Origin of the sequence: Pseudomonas sp. TAA207, from assembly GCF_001529285.1 — a bacterium.
GTDB lineage: Bacteria > Pseudomonadota > Gammaproteobacteria > Pseudomonadales > Pseudomonadaceae > Aquipseudomonas > Aquipseudomonas weihenstephanensis.
In genome coordinates, this window is the sequence record NZ_LLWJ01000055.1 from 1 (window position 1) to 25,911 (window position 25,911).

Annotated in this window: 18 protein-coding genes; 8 read left to right on the plus strand and 10 right to left on the minus strand. The window is 60.2% G+C overall.

Annotation, left to right across the window (positions count from 1 at the left end; all coding sequences use genetic code 11):
• The 4 genes from AP059_RS04410 to tssM form a co-directional block, all read left to right on the plus strand.
• A partial coding sequence (locus AP059_RS04410) for a type VI secretion system Vgr family protein (protein WP_120752313.1) occupies positions 1-1,491 on the plus strand: 1,491 nt, incomplete at its 5' end.
• On the plus strand, positions 1,488-2,906 hold the full coding sequence (locus AP059_RS04415) for a hypothetical protein (RefSeq protein WP_059762056.1): 1,419 nt from the start codon (positions 1,488-1,490) through the stop codon (positions 2,904-2,906). The genes AP059_RS04410 and AP059_RS04415, both read left to right, overlap by 4 nt.
• A gap of 8 nt (positions 2,907-2,914) precedes the next feature.
• Positions 2,915-3,952, plus strand: coding sequence for a PoNe immunity protein domain-containing protein (locus tag AP059_RS04420; protein WP_059762057.1), 1,038 nt, complete (start codon positions 2,915-2,917; stop codon positions 3,950-3,952).
• 94 nt (positions 3,953-4,046) lie between these two features.
• The gene (gene tssM, locus AP059_RS04425) at positions 4,047-7,703 is read left to right on the plus strand and encodes a type VI secretion system membrane subunit TssM (protein ID WP_059762058.1); all 3,657 of its coding nucleotides are present in this window, start codon (positions 4,047-4,049) and stop codon (positions 7,701-7,703) included.
• Positions 7,704-7,998: 295 nt separating this feature from the next.
• Here tssM and AP059_RS04430 read toward each other — a convergent pair whose 3' ends face one another.
• The 10 genes from AP059_RS04430 to AP059_RS04475 form a co-directional block, all read right to left on the minus strand.
• Positions 7,999-8,298 (minus strand): hypothetical protein, encoded by a 300-nt coding sequence (locus AP059_RS04430; protein WP_059762059.1) that lies wholly within the window; start codon positions 8,296-8,298, stop codon positions 7,999-8,001.
• 416 nt (positions 8,299-8,714) lie between these two features.
• The gene (locus AP059_RS04435; RefSeq protein WP_059762060.1) at positions 8,715-10,661 is read right to left on the minus strand and encodes an avidin/streptavidin family protein; all 1,947 of its coding nucleotides are present in this window, start codon (positions 10,659-10,661) and stop codon (positions 8,715-8,717) included.
• A 166-nt stretch (positions 10,662-10,827) separates the two neighbouring features.
• Positions 10,828-12,168 carry an MFS transporter gene (locus AP059_RS04440; RefSeq protein ID WP_059762061.1) on the minus strand — a complete coding sequence of 447 codons (1,341 nt, stop codon included), beginning with the start codon at positions 12,166-12,168 and terminating at the stop codon, positions 10,828-10,830.
• Positions 12,169-12,222: 54 nt separating this feature from the next.
• Positions 12,223-13,047: an aspartate/glutamate racemase family protein gene (locus AP059_RS04445; RefSeq protein ID WP_059762062.1), complete on the minus strand. Its 825-nt coding sequence runs from the start codon at positions 13,045-13,047 to the stop codon at positions 12,223-12,225.
• 33 nt (positions 13,048-13,080) lie between these two features.
• The gene (locus AP059_RS04450; RefSeq protein ID WP_059762063.1) at positions 13,081-13,977 is read right to left on the minus strand and encodes a hypothetical protein; all 897 of its coding nucleotides are present in this window, start codon (positions 13,975-13,977) and stop codon (positions 13,081-13,083) included.
• 64 nt (positions 13,978-14,041) lie between these two features.
• The gene (locus AP059_RS04455; RefSeq protein WP_059762064.1) at positions 14,042-15,700 is read right to left on the minus strand and encodes a hydantoinase B/oxoprolinase family protein; all 1,659 of its coding nucleotides are present in this window, start codon (positions 15,698-15,700) and stop codon (positions 14,042-14,044) included.
• A gap of 13 nt (positions 15,701-15,713) precedes the next feature.
• Positions 15,714-17,798 carry a hydantoinase/oxoprolinase family protein gene (locus AP059_RS04460; protein WP_059762065.1) on the minus strand — a complete coding sequence of 695 codons (2,085 nt, stop codon included), beginning with the start codon at positions 17,796-17,798 and terminating at the stop codon, positions 15,714-15,716.
• Positions 17,799-17,969: 171 nt separating this feature from the next.
• Positions 17,970-20,627, minus strand: a complete 2,658-nt coding sequence (locus AP059_RS04465) for a LuxR C-terminal-related transcriptional regulator (RefSeq protein ID WP_256209709.1) — start codon at positions 20,625-20,627, stop codon at positions 17,970-17,972.
• Between the two features lie 134 nt (positions 20,628-20,761).
• On the minus strand, positions 20,762-21,580 hold the full coding sequence (locus AP059_RS04470; RefSeq protein WP_059762066.1) for an alpha/beta fold hydrolase: 819 nt from the start codon (positions 21,578-21,580) through the stop codon (positions 20,762-20,764).
• Between the two features lie 121 nt (positions 21,581-21,701).
• Complete coding sequence (locus AP059_RS04475) at positions 21,702-22,598, minus strand: LysR substrate-binding domain-containing protein (protein WP_059762067.1); 897 nt, start codon at positions 22,596-22,598, stop codon at positions 21,702-21,704.
• A gap of 105 nt (positions 22,599-22,703) precedes the next feature.
• Between AP059_RS04475 and AP059_RS04480 the strand changes: the two genes are divergently transcribed.
• Genes AP059_RS04480 through AP059_RS04495 form a run of 4 tightly spaced genes read left to right on the plus strand, consistent with a single transcriptional unit; the run spans position 22,704 to position 25,883 of the window.
• Positions 22,704-23,369: an RraA family protein gene (locus AP059_RS04480; RefSeq protein WP_059762068.1), complete on the plus strand. Its 666-nt coding sequence runs from the start codon at positions 22,704-22,706 to the stop codon at positions 23,367-23,369.
• The gene (locus tag AP059_RS04485; RefSeq protein ID WP_059762069.1) at positions 23,369-24,034 is read left to right on the plus strand and encodes an RraA family protein; all 666 of its coding nucleotides are present in this window, start codon (positions 23,369-23,371) and stop codon (positions 24,032-24,034) included. Before AP059_RS04480 ends, AP059_RS04485 begins: the two co-directional genes overlap by 1 nt.
• On the plus strand, positions 24,031-24,666 hold the full coding sequence (locus tag AP059_RS04490) for an RraA family protein (protein WP_059762070.1): 636 nt from the start codon (positions 24,031-24,033) through the stop codon (positions 24,664-24,666). Before AP059_RS04485 ends, AP059_RS04490 begins: the two co-directional genes overlap by 4 nt.
• Positions 24,663-25,883 carry a pyridoxal phosphate-dependent aminotransferase gene (locus AP059_RS04495; RefSeq protein WP_059762071.1) on the plus strand — a complete coding sequence of 407 codons (1,221 nt, stop codon included), beginning with the start codon at positions 24,663-24,665 and terminating at the stop codon, positions 25,881-25,883. Before AP059_RS04490 ends, AP059_RS04495 begins: the two co-directional genes overlap by 4 nt.
• The last annotated feature ends 28 nt before the right edge of the window (positions 25,884-25,911 follow it).

Consider the following 25,911-nt stretch of genomic DNA (forward strand, 5'->3'; position numbering starts at 1 on the left):
TCTGGCACCCGCTATCACCTCAAGGCCACCTTGGCCCCCGCCGCCTTCGACTGGAAAGCCCCGCTGTGCCCCAAACCGCGCATCGACGGCCCGCAAACCGCCACTGTGGTCGGCCCGTCCGGCGAAGAAATCTTCTGCGACAAGTGGGGCCGGGTCAAAGTCAGCTTCCCGTGGGACCGCGCCAGCCAGCACAACGAACACAGCTCCTGCTGGATCCGCGTCGCCCAAGGCTGGGCGGGCACCACCTGGGGCGCGATGGCGATACCGCGCATCGGTCAGGAACTGATCGTCCAATACTTCGACGGTGACCCCGACCAACCAATCGCCACCGGCCGCGCCTACCGCGAAGCCAACCTGCCGCCCTACGAACTGCCCAAACACAAAACCCGCATGACGATTAAAAGCCAGACCCATAAAGGCGATGGCTTCAATGAGCTGCGATTTGAGGATGAAAAGGGCGTGGAAGAGATCTACGTCCATGCCGAGAAAGATCAGAACATCCACGTCAACCACAACGAAACCACGTTTGTGGGCAATGACCGCAGTGAACGGGTTGACCACAACGAAACCGTCTCCATCGGCGACCACCGCACCGAGGATGTCGGCAAAAACGAAACCATCCAGATCGGCGCCAACCGCAGCGTGACCATCGGCGGCAACAAGACCGAAACCATCGCCCTGGCCAAAGCCGAAACCATCGGGCTGGCCAAGGCACTGACCATCGGCGCGGCGTACCAGCGAACTGTCGGGGGAGGCATGAATACCACGGTGGGTCTTAGTCAGAGTGAACAGGTCGGTATCAACAAAACTGAATACGTCGGTAACCGTTATTCGATTGAGGTTGGAGACGAGTTTGAGATTGCGGTAGGCAAGTCCAGTTTGCTCATGAAGGCCGATGGCACGATCACTCTCAACGGCTACACCTTCGATTTTAGTGCCTCGGGGCCAGTCAATATCAGCGGCGCCGAGGTGGACCTGAATATCAAGTTGGTTGAGCACGATAGCGCGGTGCATATCAAGAGGCTTCCCCTTGAGTTGCACTATACCTACGCCGATTTGAAGCCTGAGGTTGGGGCTCCATACCGGGTGGAGTTTGACGACGGCACGATCACAGCTGGCTCTCTCGACGAACAAGGCTCAGCACGTCTGGAGAATCCGTCAGGCACGGGTGTTGTCTATTTCGGTTACGACACCCGTGATCCCTTTCCCCTTACCGTGCAGGCCAAAAACAGCCTGGCAGGTTTTGTACCCGGCACGCCAGAGGAGGCAGAGCGAGCCATAGAGCGCTACCGCCAACAAGAGAACGAATATCGGAAAAACCACTACTTCTACGATGAAGTCACCGTTCCCGGGGCGTTCGGTGTGGATTACGACGACATGGTCGAGAGTTATGTCTATGCCAATGATCCCGTCAGTGATGAGGCTGCGCCTTCGACCCCGGGTGAGCACGAGCAAGTACCTTTGAGAGACGGGCCGGAGGACCAAACATGAGTCAGTCCGGCATTTCTCAACTGGAACAAGACACCTTTTTACAGATCCTCAACTGGGTTGAAGAGGTGGTCGAGGGCAAGGGGGCTTCCTTGGCGCAGATGATGGTCAGCACCGTGCTGGGGCTGATTCCCTTCGTCGGCCAGGCGGTGGATGCCTACAACATTTTGCGCGGCCTTTATCACCTCACGCGCACCCCGGACAGTAACGAACATTGGCTGGATCTTGTGCTGTCGCTGATCGCGCTGGTGCCAGGGTTCGGTGATGCGCTGAAAAACGTCTGCAACATGCTGCGTCACGGCAAGGCCATGGGGCGGATTCTGGACAGCTTGCCGCGTCATGTTCGCGGCGACATCGAAACCTGGTTCCGTACCCTTGACTGGGCGCGTTATACCGCAGAAATGGTTCAGAACCTCGACGCGATTCTGCAGGGGCTGATCAACATGCTCAGCCGCAGCCTGAGCAGTTGGGCGCTGGGGCGTAAAGGGGTGCAGCAACTCATCACCCAGTTGAGCCAACTGCAAGCAATAGCCGGGCGCAAACTCACCGAGGCGATGGGCACCCTGAAACGTGCCCATCAAAAGTCCCTGGCCGATCCTTTGCCCAGCACCACCGCCCGTACACCCGCCGCGCCGGGGGCGCCCAAGTTGCCTGCCCCCAACAGCCAGGCCAGCGGCAATGTGGCCACGCCCACCGCCGGAACCCGACTCCCTGCTCAGGGGCGGGTCACGGCCCAGCAACGCCAGAGCGAACGTTCCACCCAGCGCCCGCATCAGATCAGCGTGTCGGGCGAACACATCACTGATTACTACTTCGTCAAACGCCAACGCCGCCGAAGCAAAATCAACCATAACGGCAAGCTCTACGAAATGAGCCAGCCGGGGCACCGTGGCATCGACCATGTGTGGCACAGCGGGGCGTTGCCGCTGGGTTACCGGATCAGCGACACCAAGGGCACGGGCGGCGCGTTCCATAAATTGGAAACCGCCAGAGCGGTATTCGCCGGGCTGGAATACGGCATAGATGCCTATTTGGGGATGGAAGACGAAAAGCGCGTGGAGCGTGCGGTCAACAAGCCCACGGTGGGGGATGGGCGGCAACTGAGCCATAAGTGGGTGGCGGCGAAGATCGAGGGGGCTGGGATAACTGAAAGCCACTATCTGCAGTTAACTCGCGAGATCAAGGCGTGGGAGGGAGTGGATTTCAAACTCGGTGCGGAAACTCACTTCGAAGACGGTAAGGCTACCCGGCAACTGGTGAAGTGCCCCTACGACCGCAGTTTGATCACCGTGGTTGGCCCTAACCACAACTTGCATGATCGGGCTAAAGGCCCGGTCACGCCTAAATGCTGTAAAGCCGCAGTGTCACACCAGATTGCTACCGAGTTCGTTTTGCCTACCCAGATGCTAATCAAATGAGTGATGTCATGAAAAATCTCCCTATGCCAGATTGGCCCCGCTGGTTCAGTTGGAAGATCACTGAAGTTGATTTCGAAGTGCGTCGTGAGCACTACGTGCGTTATGAGAATTACGTGATTAATTTCGACGATAACGTGAAGCGAATGATCATGATTACGACGGATTTGCCCAAGCATCGTGAGCGCGCCAAGCCTGGTGGTTTGATGACTTCTACGCGACGTCGCCTCTGGGACACTCTCGACTGGCTCAACCTGCAATATTCCGCCGGTGCTCCGGTGGAGCAATTAGCTGAGGTCTGGCCTTACTCGCTTGAATGGGCAGAAGAATATGGTCACTTCGATGCCCTGTTCGATCAATCGCCCGAAGCGGGTAACTACATGGCCCCACACGCGGCCTTGCGTACCGAGGAGTACTGGATCGTTGCCCTGCGCCTGACCTGTTTTGGCCTGCTCAGTGGTTATGCGCACTGCATGCCCAGGGTGATGGCATTTCTGGATTACGCCAATGAATTGATGGGCGTGCGTGACGGTTTGCTGGAGCGCCTGGTGCGCCCGTTTGTACCGGATCGCGGCACGCCGCCGGACAGCTGTACCCGGCACTTGCCGTATCGAAAATTGCTCAAGGTGTTCAGCAGCGTTCCGGCCAACCGCCCTGAGATGCTCAAAACCTATCTGGACGAGTGGTACCACGCCAGTCGCCGCGAGCCTTATATCGATAGGCATGAACGGGGCGGCTTTAGTCATTTCGGCTACTGGTCCTGGGAAGCAGCGGCGGTGACCTGGTTATTGCGCATCGACGACAGCAGCTACCGCGACATGCCGTTCTACCCCAAAGATTGGGCTGATTTTGCCCGGCACTACCCGCCACCGCCGCTTGAATCGATCCGGCGCAACGCAGACATCTGCCCGCAAAGTGGTTGGTGGTGGAGCGACGCGAGTAGTGATTCTCTGCGCCGTTTCGAGGAGGGGGAGATTTTCCCGGATGCAGGCACCGCCCGCGGCATCACGGTGTGGTACTGGGCGCTCGACCAGCGCAGGGAAGGCTGAGGTCATGCCAGATCCTGGACTTATCAATCTTTAACACCACCCATTTGATTAGCCGTTAGCGGGCATAGCCTGAGCAAGGGCGTCGGAGTTGTACATGCTGAAATTCTGGAGTTACATCAAGCGTTGGGGGATGCCGATGCTGCGCCAATTCAACAGCGCAGCACCTGTGTTGATCGTTTTGGCGGTGGTGTTTGCCTTGGCCGGGATCTGGTGGTTGGGGCCGCAGTGGGTGTGGCGCGAACATCAGCCGCTGGCCGAGTGGCACATGCGAGTGGTCGCCAGTGTGTGGGTACTGCTGGTGCCTATGGTGATTTGGGCATGGTGGAGTCGGCGCCGTTATCAGCAGTGGCAAGCCGAGCGTCAACACGAGGCCGCGGTAGAGGCCGATCCCTGCCTGCCGTATGTTGAGGCGCAGGAGCGGGCGTTGGACCACAGCCTGGCCAGCTTGCTGGACAACATGGAGCATCGTCGCTCCCTGTACCAATTGCCGTGGTACGTGGTGCTGGGGGAGGAGAATGCTGGCAAGACCAGCCTCATTACCCGTTCCAATCAAAGCTTCTCACTCTCTCATGTGGCCAAGGCCGGGGCTCGCGCCTATCACGACGAGACCTTGGCGTACACCGTGGATTGGTGGATTGGTCATGAAGCGGTGTTGATTGACCCACCGGGGGAGTTCGTCACTCAGCCAGAGGGGCTGCCGAGTACAGACCCGGTTGATACGAGCGGATCGGTGAAGCCGTGCGTTGATAAAAAGAAGCCGGTGCTGCCGGCAGGCACGCATCCACGGCTGTGGCTGCATCTACTCGACTGGCTGAGCCGCAACCGCAGCCGACGGGCATTGAACGGGGTGGTGCTGGTGGTCGACCTCCAGGCCTTGCTCACACAACGTGCGGAACAACGCAAGGCGCTGGCCACGGTGCTGCGCACACGGGTCTATGAACTGACCCGGCAACTGGGCACGCGCTTGCCGCTGTACGTGGTGCTGAGCAAGCTCGATCTGCTGGAAGGCTTCGAAGAGTTCTTCGCCCGTTTGCCACGTTCAATGCGTGAAGACTTGTTGGGCTTTACCTTCAGCCTGCAAGGCGTAGAAGACTTTGATGCATGGTTGGCAGAGCTCAGAACACGCTTCGACCGTTTTGTAGAGCAGTTGAATGATCAGGTACTCGACAGCCTGAGTGAATCGCGTGCGCAGGAGGAGCGGGATCGTTTGCTGGCCCTGGTGGGGCAGTTGTCGGGATTGCGCCCGGCGTTGTTCAGTTTTCTCACCGAAATGCTGGGCAGTGATCGCTTCACAACCCCGGCCCTGGTGCGTGGAGTGTATTTATCTTCGGTCTACCAGCAGGGGGAACTGAGCAACGCCTTTGTCCGTGAAGCCGCGTTGCCACATGGTCTGAAGGCGCCACCACCGGAGGCGAAACCAGCCGGGGGCACGCTGATCTATTTCGCCCAGCATCTGTTCCAGCGCATCATTTATTCCGAGGCGGGACTGGCAGGCGATAACGTCAAGGTGACACAGAGCAAACGCCGTTTGCTATTGGCCGGTTCCCTCGTGGCGGCTTTGGGCGGGGTTCTGGTGGTTGGCGGATGGCAGTTCTACTTCGGTATCAATCGCGATAAGGCTGATACCGTCTTGCTCAAAAGTCGGGAGTTCAGTGCGCGGGATATCGACAGCCGGGTGGATGTCACCGGTCGTAATCTGTTGCCATCGCTGGATCAGATACGGGATGCGGTGGCGGTCTACGGCGACTACCGTCACGCTTGGCCTCTGCTGGCCGAGATGGGGCTGTATCAAGGCCGGGCGATTGGGCCGATGGTGGATGCGGCCTACCTCAATCTGCTGTCCAGGCGCTTTCTACCGGCCATTGCCGGTGGCGCCATGAATGTCATCGATACCGCACCGCCAGGCAGTAGTGATCAGCTGGCGGCGCTGCGCGTGTACCGGATGATCGAAGAGCGAAAGAACCGCCGTCCAGAGATGGTCAAAGAGTGGATGGCGAGCCAGTGGCAGCGTGCCTATCCCGGACAAGGCCAAGTGCAGGCTGATCTGATGCGACATCTGGATTATGCGTTGCAGTACGCCGATGCTGACTTGCCCCAGTACCAAGGTCGAGTAGCCGAAGTGCAACAGGCGTTGCGCAAAGTGCCTCTGGCGCAGCGTGTGTATGCACGCATGAAGGAGGACGCTCAAGAACGCTTGCACGCCTCGTTGGACTTGCGTAACGAGGTTGGGCCAGCGTTCGACATCGTCTACCAGCCGCTGGCAAATGGCGGTGAGTCTGCCCATGACTCAGAACTGACGCTCGCGTCGTTGCTAACCGCCAAGGGTTTTCGCGATTATTTCGAGGCCAATACCTCTCAGGTAATTGAACTGGCGATGATTGACGCCTGGGTGCTGGGCGAGCGCCAAAAGCTCGACTACTCCGAGGAAGATCGTAAAGTGCTAACCGAACGTGTGCGCACACTGTATAGCGCCGATTACGTGGACAGTTGGCGGCGCGCGCTGAACACGATGGCCGTCACTGACTTCCGTGACTTGGCCCATGGTGTGGCCGTGCTGGAGCAAGTCACCGGACCTGCCGCACCTTTACGCCGTTTGTTGGAAAGCGTGCGCGACAATACGGTGATCTACCCGCCACTCGCGGCGGCAGTTGCCTCGCTACCTGCGGTTGAGACCACACAGGGGCTGTCTGATGAGGCGGGACAACGCCAGGCGGCGGGGATTCGACGTGCCTTTTCCGGGCTGTCCGATCTGCTTACGGATAAAGGCGAACGTGCGTCTTACTATGATGAGACCCAACAAGCGATCCTGGCGGTCTACGACTACGCCAAAGCCGTGCAAGACCAGCCGGATCGAGGCAAGGCTGCGCTCAACGCTGTACTCAAGCGGTTTTCGCTGAACGGTTCTGATCCGATTGCCACCTTGCAGCGGGTCGCCACGGGCCTGCCCGAACCGCTGAGTCAGCAAGTCAGGCACCTGGCGGATCAAACCTCACAGGTACTGGTGTATGAAGCCTTGCGCGAACTGGAAAAGCGCTGGGATACGCAGATCTATAGCTTCTACCAGCAACGGTTGGCCGGGCGCTATCCGTTTACGGGCAGTACGGTGGATGCATCCTTGGACGACTTTGAAGCCTTCTTCGGGCCGCAAGGTCGCTTGCAGACGTTCCAGGATCAGTACTTGAACGTATTTATCAAGGATAACCTGGACGCTTTGTACTCCAGCCAGCGTGGCGAATATCTGGTACGCACGGATGTACTCACTCAACTGGAAACGGCCCAGCGTATTCGCGACACCTTCTTCAACCAGCGTGGAGCCCTCAGTGTGCAGATGACGCTGGAGCCGCTGGCCCTGAGCGGCAATCAGCGCAGCAGCCTGCTCAGCAGCGATGGCCAGTTGATCCCTTACAGTCACGGTCCCAGCCAGAGCATCGGTTTGATCTGGCCGAACGTGCTGGGGGATGCGAGTGGGAGTCGGTTGACCTTGGTTAACGGCGCCGGCAACAGCGTCAGCCTCGGCTACCGCGGTCCGTGGTCGCTGTTTCGTTTGCTCAACCGGGGCCAACTCAATAGCCGCACTGCGATCAGCGTTGATCTGAGTTTTGTCGCTGGCGATGGCATGATGCGCTACCGGATCAGCGCCGAGAAAGCCAACAACCCGATCACCCAGCGCAGTTTCGAGGGTTTCGTATTACCGCGCACCCTGTTGCAGGACCGGCTGAAGGCGGGGGTGGGGGAGGTCACGCAGCGTTAAAAAACAGGCGGGGGCGTTAATGGACAAGGTTCAGACGCTGAGCGATGCAGCTCAAGCGCTGGAGAACAGTTGCCGCTCCCGGTTCCGCAACGTAACTGCGTACCACGGATTCACATCGGTATCGGCGTAGCGCGACACCCTCGCAGCCGAGTCAGGGCCGTGCGACAGAAAAGAGCGCCAGTGTTCCTGGAGCCAACGACTCGTGGGCAAACTCAAGGGGTAGTTGAACGCGGGGGTTGGATGTGCAGTGGCCTGCGTTGTTGCCGCTGACCCTGTTGCGCCAGCGGTGTCGGGCTTACTTCGTGCACGTCAGCCTTGAGTACTTTGGCGGATCCAGAAGAATGCCCGGTGTCATGAAGGTTGAGCAGTTGAACACGCGTCCCTTGGCCGTGGTGGCCTTGAAAGTCAGTTCGGCACCGCCGAGGAAATCCTCCTTGCCTTTGGTTACAGGCCCCATGGTCAATTCATCGGTCGAAGCAAGCCCGATCGCTTCGGCGGTAACTTTGTGGAGTTGCAGCACGTTAGGGTTGCTGGCGCAGGCTGCCAATGCGCTGGTTAGTAGCAGCACAAGCGCGGCTCGGGAGGTCGTTGTCATGGTAGTGATTCCTTGGACATGATCGGTGGCAGTCTCTTTTCTCGCACAGAGGCTGAACTTTTCGTGATGGAGTGGGGTTTTTGCCCTACGGCGTGCGGAGTCTAGGAACGTCAATTTGCCTTCACAATGGGTTGGAAAAAATCAGGAGCAGGCTGACCGCTGACGGCGTTAATGCCTGACGGGCTTTTCCTACAAGTGCGACGTTGGTCCTGGTTTTAACGAAGCCAGCAGTCCAGATTTTCCACGGTCTGTGGATCCCACCCATGCGCGGGAGTCCACAGGCAGTGGAGCAAAGATTGACGCGTTGAGACCTGGACAGCCGCACGACACTCTTGCGCCGTGCCGGGGAGGAGGTCTGAGTGAAAGGCTTTTGGTCTTGGAAACGCTTTTGCTTGCGGGACTGGCCAAGCAGGAGGTTATTTTTCTTGGCGTAAGAACGTAAGCGGTTTCACTTGAGTCTGCATATAGCTGTGCGCAGCAGGAGTGGGCGCGCTGAGCATGACCAGTACGTTCAACACGTTGAGCTGGAGGTCGATTGAGCCTGAAAAGGACAAGACAGCAGTGTTCGAGCGTATGAGCGCTGCCAAACTGACCGATTGCAATGCAAGGCCATCGGTCTGGGCATTGATGTCGGTAAAACCGCAAACCTCAGTCTCGCCCTTATCCAAAAGCAGACTGCCGGTCACGTAGCCCCAATCATGCTGGTCGCACGCATGCACGCCTAGATCCAGGCGGCTTCCATCAGCGGCCAGCCAGACGCCGCTTAGACGGTCCTTAATCTCTGGCAGTGACGATGCCTGGACAGGCAGGCACTTGTCTGGTTTGTGGGTAACCCTGTGGTAGGTCAGCTTATCGAGGTAGGTTCCTGCGTCGGCAAGTCCTGGAAAGCCGCTGCTGGCAACCAGCAGGTGCGACAGCACCAAGGTATCCTCACCCTTCACTCGGTAGAGTTGTCCGCATAATCCTGAGGTCCAGTTCCAGCTGGGGTCAGGCGAACCTTTGTCTAACGAATGCCATTCGATGGCCAGTGTTATCGGACAACCGTGGTCCTGTTGGGCGTCGGCAAGCACTTGATAACCGCTGAGCGGGTATTTTCCAGTGGAGCCAGTCGAGGATTCATAGCTGCCAGAGAGTCGACTTCCTTGCGCGGTGAGCGTCATGATCGAGCCGTAGTCATTCCTCCAGATGCCAGCCGCGGACATGGGTATAAGTGGCACTTGAGCCTTGGGTGCGCAGTCAAGTGTTGGCTTTTCGCAGGCGAGCAGCCTGGGCGCGGTATCGAATGGGCGCGAAGACGATCGTGTGATGATTTTGGGTCCGTCCGGGCGGTTGTAGAGCCATACGCCAACGGGAGCCAATGAAAACTCCCCGGGACGGCATTGCTTGACCCGGTATTCATAAACGGTATAGCAATGCTCCATGACCACCGAACCGACCAGCACAAGATCGGCCAGTCCAAGTGGTTCAAATTGAGGCAGTGTTTGGCCTTTGTCAGGCCCTTCTTCGATTAATACGTGATAAAGGTCAGCCCCGAGAGTGATCTCACCATCAGCAAAGCCGAGTACTACATCCGGGCACCCACCTTGAGCGATCCGCTCCAGAGTCTGGCGCATAAGTCGGTCGTCGCCTTTGAACCGTGAGGAGCCGGAGTCCAGAGCAAAGGTGATGTCCTGCGCCAACACAACGCCACCGACCGAGTAGGTGGTCAAGGGTGTGGACCAAATGTACTCCACGCCAGGCACCTTGCTGTAGAGCGCCCAGGGCAGGAATAGATGCGGGCCTTGGGTCTTGCTGGTATCGACAGATGCGAACTGGCACTGGCCTTGCCCTGAAACGCGATCCCAATCGAAAGCGATGAAAGGTTGTTTGGGGTCAATTTTCCCGGCGTTCATCAGCGCTTGGAACACGAAGGAGCTGCGACTGTCGACATAGGCGCTGCTACTAGGTAAGCCAATGCCTCCGTCCCAGTCCAATTGGTGGAACTGTGCACCGGCATAGTCACTTGCCAGCAGAAGCTGGCTGGCCAGCGTCGTCTGGTTGAGTGTCAGCACGTCATCCCCCGACTCGACCTGCAGGGTCCCCCACGGTCCGAAGCTATAGGGTCTTTGCAAGCAGTCGGTAAAGCTGAAACTGCTGGAGGCCTGATAGTCAAAGCGCCCGCCGCTGGAGTGCTGGCAGCGATCCGGTGCGCAGAGGGTGGAGGTTACCCATGTGATGTTGGTGCCAGAGTCCAGCGCCAGTTTCAACGGTTGCTTGGGTGTGCCGATGTGTATGGTCGTGTACCACGGGGTAGCGCCGTTGTTCTGATAAGGGCCGCGATGCATGGTGAGGGTCAGCCCCTTCACCTGTGGGTCTTTGTCCATAGTGAGTTCCGTCTCTGGTCAGGGGGGTGTCATGTTTTGAAGGGTTTGTTGAAGCCGCTGGGGCCGTGGGCATCCCTGCTTCAACCGCTATTCAAGCGCATTCCCCCGCAACCAGAATGTCAGTGGCTACCGATCCAATGTGTGTGAAATAGCGTTTGGGCCCATGTCATTCCAGGGTTTTGCCTTCGGTTTCGGGAATGAACAGTGCCAGCAATACGGTCATCAACATGAAGGTATTGATGAAGGTGGTGGTGATGTTGAACGATGCGCCATAGGCCACCAGCATGCCGATCAGGGAGGGGGCCAGGATGTTGGCGACGCGCTGGGCCACAATTGCCCAGCTGTAACCAATGGTGCGCAGCCGTGTGGGGTAAAGCTCGGCAATCCACGTGCCCCACACACCCCAGGCACCCAGACTAAAAAAGGCCAGGGCGAAGTTGCTCAGGTAGAGCATTTCCAGCGTTTGCGAGTTGGCAAAGCCATAGCCGGCGATCACCGACGCGCTGATGAAGCCTACGATGATGCGCTTGCGGCCATACCGATGGGTCAGCCAGGATGCCGCGATATACCCGGGAATCATGCACAGCGCCGACAGGGCAATAAAACCATAGCTTTGAGGCAGGTTCAGGCCGCGTTGCTGCAATAAGGTCGGTAGCCAGGTTTGCAGCCCCCAGTAGCCCCACGAGAACGTGAAGTTAACCAGTATTTGCAGCGCGCTGATCTTGAGCAGTGCAGGCTCGAAAATCTCGCGATGCTGGCCGCGACCGGCCTGTTTTACGTGCAGTTCACAGTGCGCAGGCACCTGCACGGCGCCGCGACTGAGACGGGCAATCACGGCGCGTGCCTGAGTCTGGCGGCCAACACTGGCAAGCCAGTACGGTGACTCCGGTACCCAGCGTGCCACCACCAGCGCCCACAGACCGCCAAGCGAACTTACGGCAATCACGGTGCGCCAACCATAAGGCATCAACCACAGCGTTGCGCCCAGTGCCAGCAGCATACCGATGGGCCAGCCCGACGCCAGATACACCGTCAATGCACCGCGCTGGCGCACCGGCAGCAGTTCCTGATAATGGGCGAAGGTCACCACCATCATGCCCACCGCCGCAACGCCGGACAGCAGTCGCAGCGCGTACAAAGTGGTGTAGTCCGGTGCAAATGCGCTGACCAGCGACACCAGGCCGTAACTGGTCAGACTCCAGATGACTGCGCCCTTGCGGCCGATCCGCTCGGCCAACTTGCCCCACACCAGTGAACCCAGCAGCATGCCGATAAACATGGCACCAATCAGATGCCCTACGGCCAGTGCATCCAGATTGAAATCCGTGGCGATCAGCGGTGCGGTATAGACGATGATCATCATCTCCCAGGCCTCGATGGCGAAGACAAAGAACAGCGCCAGGCAACATTTGAGATGCTCGCGGGTCAAGGGGACATCATGAAAAACATCACCAACCTGACGGCTTTGATGCGCCGGATGATCGGACAGTGGCAGGGTGTCGCTCATGAGAATGTGATCCCGGTGAGGGAGGTGGCATTGGGCCGCCTCGCGGTTTAAGGGCTAGGCGTCTACGCGGTTACCGATGGGTACGGGGGCCTGAAACAGACCGAACGCATCGATCTGCGATTCAGGTGGCGGTTCGCAACTGCCAACGCGACTTGGCGACCATCCAAAGCGTCGCTTCATCCCCGCCAATGCCTCGGCCATTTTAAAGGCCGCCATGACCGGGTCGATGACGGGTACACCGACTTCGCGCTGGACTTGTTCGAAGAAACCGAACTCGATGGTGCAGCCCAAAATGATGGCTTCGGCCCCGTCTTCCTCAACAGCCAGAAAGGCTTGTTCAATGATGCGCCGCCGGGTGAGGGCGGGGTCTTTCTGGAATTCGTCGACGCCCATGCCCAGTGCGCGCATGGAGGCCAGTCGGTCAGTGGCACCGTAGCCGCGTACACGCTCGCGCATCTGTTCCATCCATTTGTTGCGCCCGACAATGATCGAGAAGCGGTTGGCCAATTGCGCGGCCACCTGCAAGCTCGCCTGGCAGGGTCCGATGACCAGACAGTTGCCGGAAATTTCCCGCGCGTCTTGCAGCGCCGGGTCGTAGAAACAGCCGATCACCAGGGCATCAATGTTTTGTTGTGCGCAGTCACGCGCGACACGGATGGTTCGCTCGTAGGTCAGAGCCTCAAAGGTCCGGTATTCGAGGTGCGTCGGGCTGGGCTTCATGTCAAAGGACACAACCTCAATGCGGGTGGAGGGCTGTTTGATCCCATGCAGCAAGTTGGCGATTGGCGCGTCAAAGGTGGGGTAGCCAATCGGGTTGAGCCAACGCACCGAGACCGGCTCATCGTGCGGCGGGCATGTGGGGTCTGTCGCAGTTTTCATTCGGTGTGTCCTTGGAGGAGGTGGACTGAATGCTTAGAAGAATTTCACCAGTGCCATGGTCAGTTCATTGGAGTGGGGCAGGTTGGGGCTGTGGTGGTAGTCGACATTAAAGTTGGCGGAGAGGTAGAGGTTCTGGCGCGAAAAGCCGGTGTAGGTCATGGCGGGACCTACTTTTGCGACCCGCGACGCGGCAAAGCTTGAGCCTGCCCGATTGTTGAGGTGGTAGACGTGGTGCACGCCCAGCCACAGATCATCGCTGACCAGATAGCCAGCGGCGATGTCGGCGAACCAATAGCTCACACCGCCGCGCAGTTGGCGTGGATCGCCGTCACCCAGATCGGTGGTATTGCGATTGCGGGCGGCGTAGTGCACGCCAATGGGGGTGAAGGTGACCGCGAATCGTCCCATGCGCAGATAGTTGGCGATGCTGAAGCTGACTGCGTAACGGTTGGCGAAGGCACCGTGGCCAGCGATGTCATCGTTGCCGTTGGGAAACTCGACCATCAACGCAGGGTTGGTCCAGAACGTGGTGTAATCCGCCTCGCCGTAGGCGCTGGTGGGCTCGACCACGTTGTAGTAGTAGGCAAAGCCGAGATTGGGTGATGCGATCCCCCAGGGGCTGTCGTTCCTTGCGCCCTTGGTGTTGCTGTAGCCGGGGACCGCGCCCACCCAAAATTGCAGTTGATCGCGGGTTGTGTCGGTAAAGCCCGTTTCTGAAAAGTACGCCAGAACGGTATTGCCTCCTGCCCGCACGGTGCCATCGGTATTGCGGTTGAACACAGGAAATGTTTCCAGGGCCCAGCGGCCAGGCAAGCCGGGTTGGCCAAAGCCGATGAATTGTTCGGCCTGGGCCGCTGAGTTGAGACCCAATGTTGCGGCCAGCCAGAGCGAAAAGAGGCGCAGGGCGCGATAGATCGGGTGTTGAGACATGACGATTCTCTCTTATTGTTTTAGGTGAACGCATGAAGGTCGCCGGTTGGCGGCAAAGTCGGTGTCAGGCCTCCACGCCATACACGGCGCGGGCGGTGGCGGCGTCGATGTAGCCGTTTTTCAGGTCCTCGCGCACCGCCTCCGGGTCACGTGCTGCCGGGGGGCCGTAGCCGCCGCCGGCACCCGTGCGCACCCGCACCAGGTCGCGGGCGTTGAGTTCGATGCTGCTGGCCATGGCATAACGCTGCGGCTCGCACCCCTCGCGCAGCACTTCGACGTAGTTGGGGCTTCCATCGAGGCCTTGTTGCAGCCCCCAGGGCGGCACCACCGAGCGGGTATAGCCGCAGGTCAGGAAGCTGGCGTCGCTGCGCACGCGGTAATCGATGCAGATACCGCGCCCCCCGCGATACTGGCCATCGCCGCCCGGCGCATCGTTCAAGGCCAGGCGCTCGACATACAGCCCGTAGCGAGCCTCACAGACTTCTACCGGGCAGTTGTAGGTCTCACCATGCAGCCCGGAGTACACCGCGTTGTTGCCGTCGCGCCCGGATTGGGCACCCCAACCGCCGATCTCTGGCTCCACCAGGGTGAACGCCCGCCCGGTGTCCGGGTGCCGGCCGCCGATGATGGTGGCGCAGACCGAGGCGAAGTTGCCGGCAGGCAGGCGCTCGGGGAACTGCTGGGCCAGGCAGCGCAGGATCAGGTCGTGCACGCGGATCAGGTTCTCGAAATAAAATCCTTCGGCGGCGGGTGAGCGGGCGTCGAACAGCGAACCGGGGCGGGTCAGTACATGGAGGGGGCGGAAGGTGCCGCCGTTGGTGATCCCTTGGGGTGAAGTGAGGGCTTTGAACGCCATCTGCGCGGCGACGACGGCGCCGTCGCGGCTCAGGTTGGTCGGTCCGGCGCACTGATCGGGGTTATCGCGCAAATCGATGGTCAGGTTGCGGTCATGGATCTGTATGGCAACCCTGAACAGGCTGCCATCGTCCTGCGGCTCCTCCAGCGTCAAGCGCACATCGGGCAGCTCGGCCAAGGCCATGCGCGAGACTTTTTCACCCAGGTCCATGAAGTCCTGCATCGCCTGCAGGAACAGGTCGGTGCCGTACTTGGCGGTCAGCTCGTGCAGGCGCACTGCGCCGCCACGAACGGCGGCTACGCCAGCCCACAGGTCGCCCTCCATAAAATCAGGCATGCGCGTGTTGGCACGCAGGATTTGCAGCACCGGGCGGACCGGCTGGCCGCAACTGATTAGTTTGACCGAGCACAGACGCAGACCTTCCTGAAAGATATCGGTGGCCTGGGTCGATAACGAGCCCGGTACCATGCCGCCGACATCGTTCCAATGGGCGATGTTGGCGGTCCAGGCGACGCGTCGGCCCTGGACGAAAACAGGCATCGCCAGCACCACATCGTTGAGGTGGGTCACCGCGCCGCTGTGGGGGTCGTTGCAGATGAACACATCACCGTCCTGGATATCGTCCGGCTCGGCATGTTGCAGCAGGATCTGTTTGACCGCCTTGTCCAGCACGCCGACAAAGGCCGGTATGCCAGCCCCGGAACTGGCGATTTCACCGTCGGCATCGGTAATGCCCGTGCCCATGTCGAGCACCTCGTAGATGACCGGGCTCATGGCCGCCTTGCGCATGGCGGCGAACATCTCGTCAGCAATGGCTTGCAGTGAGTTCTGGATGATGTCGCGGGTAAAGATATCGAGTGTATGCATAAGAAAGCTCCGGTCAGCCGTTGATCGTGATGTGCAGGTTGCCCAGTGGATCTACATGAACGTGGTTGCCCGGATGCACCAGGACGGTGGTGCCTGCATCTTCAATGACAGCGGGGCCGTCAAAGCACATGTGTGGCTCAAGCAGCGCGCAGTCGTAGATAGCGGCGTGGTGGATGCCGTCGGTGGCGAAGTCCACCACGCGCTGGCCTTTGCGCGTGGCTTGCAGCGAGCGTCCGCTGACCGGCAGCGCCTGCGGGCACCATTTGTCGATCTGCGCGATCGCCACCAGATGAAAACCGACGATCTCCAGCGGTGCGTCCAGGCGGTAGGTGTAATGCTGCTCGTAGAGGCTGTGGAAGCGCTGCGCAATCTGCGGCCAGTCACGGTCGAGTTGCTCGTCCAGGTCCAGTGCGACCTCCACCGAGTGCTCCTGGTTCTGGTAGCGCAGCTTGCAGTGCACGTGCAGCAATACCTGTTGCGGGGTGAATGCTTCGGCGACGAACTGTGCTCGGGCCGAGGTCATCAGCTCGTCAAGGAACTGCTGGGCCTGACTCAATGCCTGCGGCTCGCAGGTTTCGACGAAGCGGTTGACGAACAGGTCGCGACGCAGGTCGCAGAGCGTCATGCCCCACGCGGAAAAGACCGAAGCGCTGCGCGGCACGATGACTTTTTTGACCCCCAGTTCCTGGGCCAGCGCGACCGCATGCAGGGCGCCACCTCCGCCAAAAGCCATCAAGGTCAGCTCGCGAGGGTCGTGGCCACGACTCAGCGACACCAGCTTCAACGCGTTGACCATGTTGTTATTGGCCAGGCGCACCACACCGCGCGCAACTTCCTCGGCGGGCAGTTGCAGGCGCTCGCCCAGCGTGCTCAGGCCCAGCGCAACTGCGTCCAGGTCAGCGACCACCTCGCCGCCGCAGAAGTAGGTCGGATTGATGCGGCCCAGGGCCAGATTGGCATCGGTGGTGGTGATGTCGACGCCACCGATGCCATACGCAGCCGGCCCCGGTTGGGCGCCGGCAGATTGGGGGCCGACATGCAGCTTGTCGAAGTCATCGACCCAAGCGATCGAGCCGCCGCCGTTGCCTATTTCCACCAGGTCGACCACGGGCACCATGATCGGGTAACCGGCATGGATGCGGTCGCGCTCGATCCAGTAGTCGGTCTTGATCGTGACCTGGCCGTTAAGGATCAGTGCGCACTTTGCAGTGGTGCCGCCGATGTCCAGGCCCAGCAGGTTGGGTTCGTCGATCAAGCGAGCGAGTTCTGCGGCTGCCCAAAAACCGCTGGCCGGACCGGACTCGACCATCGTGATTGGAATGGTGCGTGCGTGGGCAACGCTGTCGACTCCGCCGTTGGATTGCATGATATACAGCGGCGCGTGGTAGCCAGCGTCGTGTAGTCCGGCTTCAAGCTCATCCAGGTAACGCGCGGCAATTGGCTGTACGTAAGCAGACAGTACGGTGGTGCTGGTGCGTTCGTACTCGCGCCATTCACGGGTAATCTGGTGCGAGGCCACGACCGATACCTGTGGCCATAAGCGCTTTACTTCGGCCAGAACCGCACGTTCGTGAGTGGGATTGGCGTAGGCATGCAACAGGCAAATGGCGATGGCCTGCACGCCGTCTGCACGCAGCGCTTCCAGCATTTCAGGCAGTACCGCCAGCTGTAACGGTTCACGTTCGCTGCCATCGGTATGCAGCCGCCCGACGATCTCCCGTCGCAGGTAGCGCGGTACGAAGGGGGCGGATTTTGCCCATTTCAGGTTGAAATAGTCCGGACGGTTGGCGCGGGCGATTTCCAGTACATCGCGAAAACCTGCGGTGGTGATCAGCGCAGTCTTGACCCCGCGGCGTTCAGTCAGCGCGTTGATGACCACGGTGGTGCCATGCGCGAGAAAGTCCACATCCGGCAGGTTGACCCCGGCTTTGTTGATGACATTGAGGATGCCGTGGGCAAAGTTCGGCGGGGTGGTATCCACCTTGGCGGTGCGTAAAGTCTGCTGACCGGTGTGCGGATCACTGTCGAAGTACACCAGATCGGTAAAGGTGCCACCTACGTCGGTGGCCACGCGCACGGTCTTTGGGCTTGATTGCACTGTGCTTCTCCCGGGTTTTGTTGTTCTTTGAGGAACAGCAGACGATCGCCATTGCGACCTTGCGCTGATGGTCTCGATGCTAGGCAGGGCTGGGCAGGAGGGGCTACGGGCAGGAGGGGTAGGCGACAGGGCAACGGCAATCGTCTCTACCCGGATGGGTAGGTTGGTGGTTCAGAGCAGGGGCGCGAGATGCCCTTGGCGCAGGGCAGCGCTGACAGCTGCGGTGCGGTTATCCACGCCCAGCTTGGCAAACACATGCTTGAGGTGAAACTTCACCGTGTTTTCGGAGATATCCAGTGCCAGGGCGATGGCTTTATTGGATTGGCCGCTAGCGAGCAGGCCCAGGACCTGGATTTCCTTTGCGCTCAACGCCGTCGGTGATGGCATTGGGTGCGCCCGCCAGCCGCGCAATTTTTTGATCACCGCGACGAGCATCGACGTCGGTTCCGGGTGGGCATTCAATGCCGGGAGCAGACAGGGTCCGACCTCCAGAAGCAGCCCTGGCAGAGCATGTTGCAGTATCGGAGCCAGTGTCTGTGCTACGTCTGCCGATTCGAGCGTCCCGGCCTTGCTGCTGGCGGCCAGGGCCATGAGTCTCAAGCGCCAGGCGGGTAACAGCAGCGACTTACCCTCCATCACGGTGGCGGCGTGTTGCAAGCGTATCAATGCGCAACCCGATGAGCCGCTGTGTAACTGCACCCGGGCCAACGCCAGCAGGGCGGCTTCCTGACTGCGCCAATCCTGGCCCTCGCTGGCGGTGCCTTCCAGATCAATCTGTTGCAAGGCCTGGCGTGCGGCTGGCAGTTGCCCGCCTTGTACCAGTGCATCGATACGCCAGGCCTGGACCATGCGATTGAGTCGTGGCCATTGGCGGACATCGGCCAGTTGCGCGACATGATCCAGCGCCAGCAAGGCGGCATGCAGCCCGTGGCTGCGCAATCGGGTTCGCCATCCTACTTCGGCCGTCATCGCGACGATATCCAGCCAACCGTCGGCATGCTCCAGCGCGGCCCAGCCGTCCTCAAGCCAAGGCCGGGTCTGCATCCATTCCCCTTGCCAATACAAATGCCGGGCCTTGACGCAACCGACCAGTGCACGCAAAGAACTCTCCTGGCCGAAGTGGGCGTCGGCAAAGGTGAGCGCTTCTTCCAGTAGAGGGTCGGCGCTGTCAATTTGTCCTGACAGGGCCAGCGCTTGAGCTTCGTGGATGCGGCAATAATTCTCGCCGCGTGGGCTGGCAATCATTCGCATTTTGACGTGCGCGTTGCGGATGCTGTTCAGGCTAGACGCCAGCTCGCCCCGGGCCAATGCCGCCAGCGCATACACGCACTCCAGCGTGGCTTGCGCGAGCGTTTGATCGAGGGCGCAGGGGCTGTTGTGCAAGATTGGAGGGGCGCTATCCAGGTGCTCCAGATGATCCTGATAGGCCGCCGACAGCGTTTGAATGACGTGGTAGTCGCGCAGCAGTCGCGGGTCTGCGTCCAGCGCACGGCTGGCACGTTGTAGCAGCTGCGAAGACAGCGGGTGATCGCCCAGCTTGGCGTGCAGATAGGCTTGTAGCAGCAAAAGATCGGGATGGCTGTTACAGGTGACAGCATCGAACTGGCGCAGCAGGCTTTGCGCGTAGCGAATACCGTGGTGTAGCACCAGTTCCCACCCACCAGCGCGGACGACCAGATTCACTGCCAACGCTGTGTCCTTGGCCTTGAGCGCATGGTGCACGGCTTGACTCCAATCCCTCTGCTGGGCCAGCCAGTGTGCGGCGGCACGATGAATGGCGCATGCTTGTTGGCTGTCAACGCGCAGGCGCAAGAAGTCTCGCAGTAACGCGTGATAGCGGAACCATTGGCGCTCTGCATCCAGAGGAATGAGCAGGGTTTCGAGGTGGGCCAGTTGTCTCAAGTGATCAGCGCTGTCATGCCGTCCGCTGACGGCATCGGCCAGATCAGCGTTAAAGCGTTCTAACAGTGAGGTCTGTAGCAGCAGTGTTTGGCAGTCCTCGCTCAGGCTGTTGAAAATGTGTGTTGTGAGGTAGTGGGCGACATCAGCCACGCCACCGGAAAAGGCAGCCAGGCCATACACGCCCCCTTCGTTGCTGGTGCGCCACAGGCGAGCCAGTTGCACCGCCACAGCCCAGCCTTCGGTGGCCGCGTGGACTTGAAGCAGGGCATTGGCGTCTAGCGCGTTGCCGAGTATGCAACGTGCCTCCTCAAGGGACAGGATCAATTGCCGGGCACTGACTTCGTGTACCCAGCCCTTGGCTTTCCAGCGTGACAGCGGCCAGTGCGGGCGTGTGCGGCTGGCGACCACCCAGCGCAGCCACGGAGCTGCTTGCTCTAGCAACTGGCCCAGAATATCGGCCACCTCAGGGCTGGCAGCGAGGTGATAGTCATCCAGAAACAGGGTGATTGCGCGGTTCTCGCGGGCAAGTGCCTGGCGCAACGCATGCAGGGTGCGTTGCGGCTGAACATCCAGTGCCTGCGACGCGGCCAGATGAGGCAAGTGCGCCAGTTCAATACCCGCATGGTCAAGGGCCAGAATCAGGTAGGCAAGAAAGCGGTTCGGTTCGCCATCGGCCTCATCCAGTGACAGCCAGGCCACTGCCGTCTCGGGAGTCTGTTGGCGCAAAACCTCGTGCCATTGCATCAGCAGCGTGGTTTTGCCGTAGCCCGCCGGCGCCGTTAACAGTGTCAGTGGCACACACGCTTTCTCTTTCATCGACGCCAACAAGGCTTCGCGGGAAACCGACGAGGGCAAGACCTGTGGCGGCGTCAGCTTGCCGATCCAGTACCACGCGTTCGATGAATGGGAGGGGGACTTCTGGGCCATGAGCAGGGTTACCGGTGCAGTGTTTTTTGCGCTGTTGTAACAGCTAATGCACGCAGGCGCCGGTTAACTGTGTTACAGGTTTTGCCTTCAACAGGGCGAGTCCTTTTACGCAAACGCTCTGGCGACACCCTCTTTCACTCGCAAGGTTGACGACGTTGCAGGTGGCCAATGTGTTCCCACATCGCGCTCGGGTTGGAGTACATGGGGAAGTGCCCACAGTTTTGGATCTGGGCCAGATGCACACCCTGGCTCTGGAGAGAGGCCAGATAGGTCAGCGAAGCGTTCTGCTCGCCGTACATGTACAGGCGCGGACATGGCAGGGCGAGAAACTTGCTCATCAGCTCGCCATGATCCGACAGCGCCACCATCGACTCAAAAATGCTGCGCACGGCACCTGCACGTACTTTGTGCCGCAGGCTGGCGGCATACAGCGCGCTGGCGTAGGCCGGAGCCTGTCGGGCACGCTCAATAAAGTCATCGAAGAAGTGCTCGGCGTCTTCATCGGCGTAATCGTGGATCTGGCGGCTGAGAAAGCAGTCTTGCGGATCAATATTGCCTTCGATATTGGCAAAGCTGAGCACCCGCTCGGGGTGCTGATGGGCAAGCATCAGCGATGTCAGGCCCCCCATGGAATGACCGACCAGGTGAAAGCGCTGGATGGCGAAGTGCTCCAGCAGCGCCCGTGCCGTCTTCACCAGCAAGGCAATATCGATGCGAGAAAGGTCTGAGCAGGTGCTTTCCCCACACCCCGGCGCATCGTAGGCGAGGAACGGATGCCCGTTGAATGCGGCATAGCGCACGATGTCGGCATAGTCCTCCTTGGTCGAGCCGAAGCCGTGCAGGAAGACGATGGGCAGCTTGTCGCCGTCTCGATACAACGCCGCCACGTCAAGGCTGATACCGTCGATGTTGAGCGGCACGCGGGTGTGGCTGAATGCGGGTTGCGTGGACACGAGTGTGACTCCTGAGGTGGGCGATTGGCCTACTCTGGGAGAGGCGCCTGCCTGTGTAAATTCCTAATCCCGTCATCAATCCATAGGCTGGGCCTATGGATTGATGACGCACTCCCTCCCGCTACTTCGCATCCGCCGCCAACAACGCCACCAGCGCATCCACCCAGGGGTTGGCCCGAGCGCCATTCCAGACCGCTGCCGCTGTGACCACGCTGATGTTGGGCGTCAGGGTCTTGAGTATCACGTTGTCCGGCGCCAGCTTCTTCATGGATGCAGGCACCAGCGCCACCCCTTGGCCGCAACTGACAAAAGCGATTTGCGACGTCACGGAGCGTACTTCGTGCAGCACCCTGGGCGACAGGCCATTGGATTTGCACACGCCGATCAGGTAATCGAAGTAGTTTGGGCTGACTTGACGCGACGACATCACCAGTGGCTCGTCCACCAGACTGGCCAGGGTCAGGCGTGAGCGCGCCGCGAGCGGATGGTCGCGGGGCATGGCAACGGCGAGGCGGTCTTCAGTGAGGGGCAGGCAACGCAAATTTTTACCCAGGTTGCCCTCAAGGCGGGCGAAGGCCAGATCAATGTCGCCGCACTCCAGCGCAGGAATGGCGTGGGCACTGTCGATCTCACGCACAGCCACGGTGATATGCGGATGCTCGGCCTTGAAGCGCTCGATCAGCGGTGGCAGTACATCGGTCATGGCGTGGGTAATAGCCCCGATGGTCAGTACACCGGCCTGGCCGGACACCGCTTCCAGTACCGCCAGTTCGAGCCGTTCCAGTTGCTCAGCGAATTTGCGCACTGCGGGCAGGATGGCCGCCCCGGCGGGTGTCAACTGGGCGCCCTGACGCGAGCGCTCGAACAGCTTGACCTTCAGCGCATGCTCAAGGATCTGGATCTGCTCGCTCAAAGGCGGTTGCGACATCCCCAGGCGCTTGGCCGCCCGGCTAAAACTCTGTTCTTCGGCCACGGCAAGGAACAGCCACAGGTGCCGGATCAGGCGAAAATTGATCATGTGTATTCCATAGGTTGGGCGTATGAAAGCTGTAGTTGAATAGGAATATACCTATGGAAGTTGCCTGTCGATACTCGGGCCTTCACTTCACAAGGTCCGCTTCCCATGAATGCTTGCTCCTTGCTTCTTCGCTTGTCCGCGCTGGACACCAACACAGTGTCCGACGCCCTGGATTTTCTCGGCATGGAGGGGGCTACCCTCGGTCTGCGGCCTTTGTGGAACTGTCCGAAAATCATCGGCCGTGCCAGCACTGTGCAATTGGCACCTAAACGGGACACGGCACCCACTGTGCATCTGATCACGCCAGTGGTGGCGGGTGTCGATAGCGACGACCGAGTGCTGGTTATTGCCGGGGGCGTGGAAGGCATCTCATGCTGGGGCGATATCCTCGCCAATGCCGCGCAACAGAAGGGTATCCGCGGCTCGGTGCTTGACGGTTTCAGTCGCGACATCCAAGGGAGTGAGGCCATCGGTTACCCGGTGTACGGACGGGGCGTGACCATGATCAGCGCGCGTAATCGCGTGGTCCAAGTGGCGGCTGGCGGTGCGGTGAGCATGGCCGGGGTCAGGGTCGATGAGGGCGATTACGTCATCGCGGATGAGTGCGGCACAGTTTTCGTTGCCGCCGCAGCCATCGCCAACGTTCTTGATTTGGCCGAGCGCCTCGACCGCCGTCAGGCGCGGATGGTCGAAGCTGTGCGCGCTGGATGCTCGGTTGAGAGCGTGATGCACGACAGTCAGTTTCAACGCCTGGAAGAGGAGCCTGCCTGATGAATCTGGAAGACAACACACTGGTCGCCCTGTTTGAGGGGCTGGACACGCCGGCTGTTTCCGATGCGCTGGACAAACTGGGAGTGGCCGGGCAGTGCCTGGCGATCGCACCTCTGGCCAATTACCCGACGGTCATCGTGGGTCCGGCCTTCACCGTGCAGTACGTCAGCGCGAGCACCCCGCCCGGCACCGTGGGTGACTTTCTTGATGAAGTGGCACCCGGCGACGTGGTGCTGATCGCTAACAACGGGCGCACGGACTGCACCGTATGGGGCGACATCATGACTCAATACGCCCTGGCGCGCGGCATTGCGGGCACCGTGATCGACGGCGTGTGCCGTGATGTGAACATGGCCCTTGTCGAAGAGTATCCGCTGTTCACCCGGGGGCGTTTTATGCGCACCGGCAAAGACCGCGTTGAAGTGGTGGCGGTGAACCAGCCTGTCAGCATGGGCGGTGCCCGTTGCTGTGCGCGCGACATCGTGGTTGCCGATGCCAACGGTGTGGTGGTGGTCCCGCGTCAGCGTGCCCGCGAGGTGGCTGAGTATGCCCATCAAATTGAGCGCATAGAAACGCAGATCCGCGATCACATCGCCAACGGTAAAACCCTGAAAGAAGCCCGGGCTTTGCTCGGTTATCACGGCCTGCAGAGGAAGCTGCAATGAGCGTTTATGACAGTCAGACAGTCGCCGCACGCGCCAAAGTGCTTGGCAGCTCTACCCTGTATGAAGCCTGTGGCTTGCCGACAGCTGTGGACCCGGCCATCCGCCCGATCTGGCGTGGCGCCTTTATTGCGGCCCCGGCCTACCCGCTGGAGTGTTCGCCGGGCGACAACCTGGCGCTGCATCTGGCATTGGAGCGGGCACCAAAAGGCAGCGTGCTGGTGGTCAGTACCGGCAACTTCATCGCCGGTTATTGGGGCGATGTGCTCACGGTAGCCGCGCAGGCTGCGGGTCTCGTCGGCCTGGTCATTGATGGCGGAGTACGCGATATCCAGGCCATCGAAACGCTGGGTTTTCCGGTGTTTGCACGCGGTGTGTCGGTGAAGGGCACGATCAAGGCCACTGCGCCTTCGGTGGGCCAGCCTATGGCCTTCAATGGGGCACACGTGGCGGAAGGTGATTGGGTGGTCGCCGACGACGACGGCATCGTGATCATTCCCCAGGGCGAAGTCGCGCGCACCCTCACGGCCGGCCTTGCGCGTTTCGACAAAGAGGCAAGGCTCATGGCGGCCCTGCGCGAAGGCCATACCACGGTCGAATTAATGGGCCTCAAGCGCCAGGAGGAGGCTCAGTGAAACGCGACGTTCAAACGCTTAATCGCCACCTTGCGGCGGCTCAGCCCTCAGCCACTTATCGCGTCATGGATCGTGTCGCCGAACGCCGCAAGCAAGGTGTCAGCATTCTCTCGTTGTGCGCCGGAGAGCCCGACTTTGACACCCCGCGGCATATCCGCGAGGCCGCTATTGCAGCAATAGAGTCCGGGCACACCCGCTATACCCAAGTCGCGGGGCTGCGCAGCCTGCGCGAGGCGGTGGCTGAAAAGTTTCGCGACGAAAATGGCCTGTCAGTGAACTGGCAAGACATTCACGTCAGCAGCGGGGGTAAGCAAGTGATTTTCAATGCGCTGGCCGCCACCCTCAATGAAGCCGATGAGGTGATCATTCCCGCGCCTTACTGGGTCAGCTATCCAGAGATCGTGCAGCTTTGCGGCGCCCGCTCGCGCATCGTCCCCTGCGGCGCGGAGCACAGTTTTAAGCTGACCGCAGATGCATTACGCGAAGCCATCGGCCCGCATACGCGCTGGCTGATCCTCAACTCACCGTCAAATCCGACTGGCGCGGTTTATAGCCGTGAGGAGTTGCACGCTCTGGCCCAGGTGCTGCTGGAGCACCCCCAGGTGCTGATTCTCGCGGATGACATCTACGAGCACCTGATCTTCGACGGTCGGCGTTTTTACACCCTGGCTCAGGTCGAACCCCGTTTGGCTGAACGCACCCTGACCATGAACGGGGTGTCCAAAGCCTACGCCATGACCGGCTGGCGCATTGGCTTTGCCACCGGGCCGCGCTGGTTGCTGGAGGCGATGGAAAAACTCCAGGGCCAGCAGACCTCGGGGGCCTGCTCGATTTCTCAGCATGCAGCGGTGGCCGCTCTGCGTGGGCCGAAGGACTTTCTCGATGAGAGTCGTCAGGTGTTTGAACGGCGCCGCGACTTGATGGTGGGCCTGCTCAACGACACGCCGGGCCTGCGCTGCGCCGTGCCGCAAGGGGCGTTCTATGCCTTTGCCGATTGCGCCGCGCTACTGGGCAAGCGCTCGGCTGGCGGGCGAGTGCTCAACAGTGACGAGGATGTCGTGCAGGCACTGCTCGATGAGGCGCGCGTGGCCGTTGTACCGGGCAGCGCCTTCGGTCTGGCGGGTTACATACGCATTGCGTACGCGGTGGATGATGCATCGTTAAAAACTGCCTGTATCGCGATCCGGCAGTTTTGTCACGGCGTGCGGGCGTTATAAACAAGGCCGTGCGGTGGGTTTACATCGC